General features: G+C 50.4%; 2 tRNA genes and 1 rRNA gene. All 3 read left to right on the top strand.

Features of this window, described 5'->3' with window-relative positions:
- Nucleotides 1-9 precede the first annotated feature (9 nt).
- A tRNA-Ile gene (locus tag BVH01_RS06940) sits at nucleotides 10-86 on the top strand.
- 21 nt (nucleotides 87-107) lie between these two features.
- A tRNA-Ala gene (locus BVH01_RS06935) sits at nucleotides 108-183 on the top strand.
- Between the two features lie 260 nt (nucleotides 184-443).
- Nucleotides 444-1,913 (top strand): 23S ribosomal RNA (locus BVH01_RS06930); the annotation flags it as partial.

Here is a 1,913-nt window from a genome sequence, read left to right as displayed (position 1 = left end):
CCCTGTTATAGGTCTGTAGCTCAGTTGGTTAGAGCGCACCCCTGATAAGGGTGAGGTCGGCAGTTCAAATCTGCCCAGACCTACCAATTCAGGTGCAGATGATATACGGGGCCATAGCTCAGCTGGGAGAGCGCCTGCCTTGCACGCAGGAGGTCAGCGGTTCGATCCCGCTTGGCTCCACCACTATCTGGTTGCAGTCGTTAATGAGTAAGAGTTCAGAAATGAGCATTCTCTGCAGAAGCAGGGTGAATGTTGATTTCTGGTCTTTGACCAGTCGAAACATCGTTCTTTAAAAATTTGGGTATGTGATAGAAGTGACTGATTGATTACTTTCACTGGTAATTAATCTGGTCAAGGTAAAATTTGCGTTGTTCTCAAGTGCAAATTTTCGGCGAATGTCGTCTTCACGTTATAGACAGTAACCAGATTGCTTGGGGTTATATGGTCAAGTGAAGAAGCGCATACGGTGGATGCCTTGGCAGTCAGAGGCGATGAAAGACGTTGTAGCCTGCGATAAGCTTTGGGGAGTCGGCAAACAGACTGTGATCCAGAGATCTCTGAATGGGGGAACCCACCTAGCATAAGCTGGGTATCATGCACTGAATACATAGGTGCATGAGGCGAACCAGTGGAACTGAAACATCTAAGTACCCTGAGGAAAAGAAATCAACCGAGATTCCCTTAGTAGTGGCGAGCGAACGGGGACTAGCCCTTAAGTTGATTTGAGATTAGTGGAAGGCTCTGGAAAGTGCCGCCGTAGTGGGTGATAGCCCCGTACACGAAAATCTCTTGTCAATGAAATCGAGTAGGACGGAGCACGAGAAACTTTGTCTGAATATGGGGGGACCATCCTCCAAGGCTAAATACTACTGACTGACCGATAGTGAACCAGTACCGTGAGGGAAAGGCGAAAAGAACCCCGGAGAGGGGAGTGAAATAGAACCTGAAACCGTATGCGTACAAGCAGTGGGAGCCTACTTTGTTGGGTGACTGCGTACCTTTTGTATAATGGGTCAGCGACTTATATTCAGTGGCGAGCTTAACCGAATAGGGGAGGCGTAGCGAAAGCGAGTCTTAATAGGGCGTTTAGTCGCTGGGTATAGACCCGAAACCGGGCGATCTATCCATGGGCAGGTTGAAGGTTAGGTAACACTGACTGGAGGACCGAACCGACTACCGTTGAAAAGTTAGCGGATGACCTGTGGATCGGAGTGAAAGGCTAATCAAGCTCGGAGATAGCTGGTTCTCCTCGAAAGCTATTTAGGTAGCGCCTCGTGTATCACTGCTGGGGGTAGAGCACTGTTTCGGCTAGGGGGTCATCCCGACTTACCAAACCGATGCAAACTCCGAATACCAGCAAGTGTCAGCACGGGAGACACACGGCGGGTGCTAACGTCCGTCGTGAAAAGGGAAACAACCCAGACCGTCAGCTAAGGTCCCAAACGTTATGGTTGAGTGGGAAACGATGTGGGAAGGCTTAGACAGCTAGGAGGTTGGCTTAGAAGCAGCCACCCTTTAAAGAAAGCGTAATAGCTCACTAGTCGAGTCGGCCTGCGCGGAAGATGTAACGGGGCTCAAACCATACACCGAAGCTACGGGTTCAACGTAAGTTGAGCGGTAGAGGAGCGTTCTGTAAGCCTGTGAAGGTGAGTTGAGAAGCTTGCTGGAGGTATCAGAAGTGCGAATGCTGACATGAGTAACGACAATGCGAGTGAAAAACTCGCACGCCGAAAGACCAAGGTTTCCTGCGCAACGTTAATCGACGCAGGGTGAGTCGGCCCCTAAGGCGAGGCAGAAATGCGTAGTCGATGGGAAACGGGTTCATATTCCCGTACTTCTAATTACTGCGATGGAGGGACGGAGAAGGCTAGGCCAGCACGGCGTTGGTTGTCCGTGTTTAAGGTGGTAGGCTG

The organism is Pseudomonas sp. PA1(2017), from assembly GCF_001945375.1.
Lineage (GTDB): Bacteria > Pseudomonadota > Gammaproteobacteria > Pseudomonadales > Pseudomonadaceae > Aquipseudomonas.
This window is presented reverse-complemented; position numbering and strand designations above follow the sequence as displayed.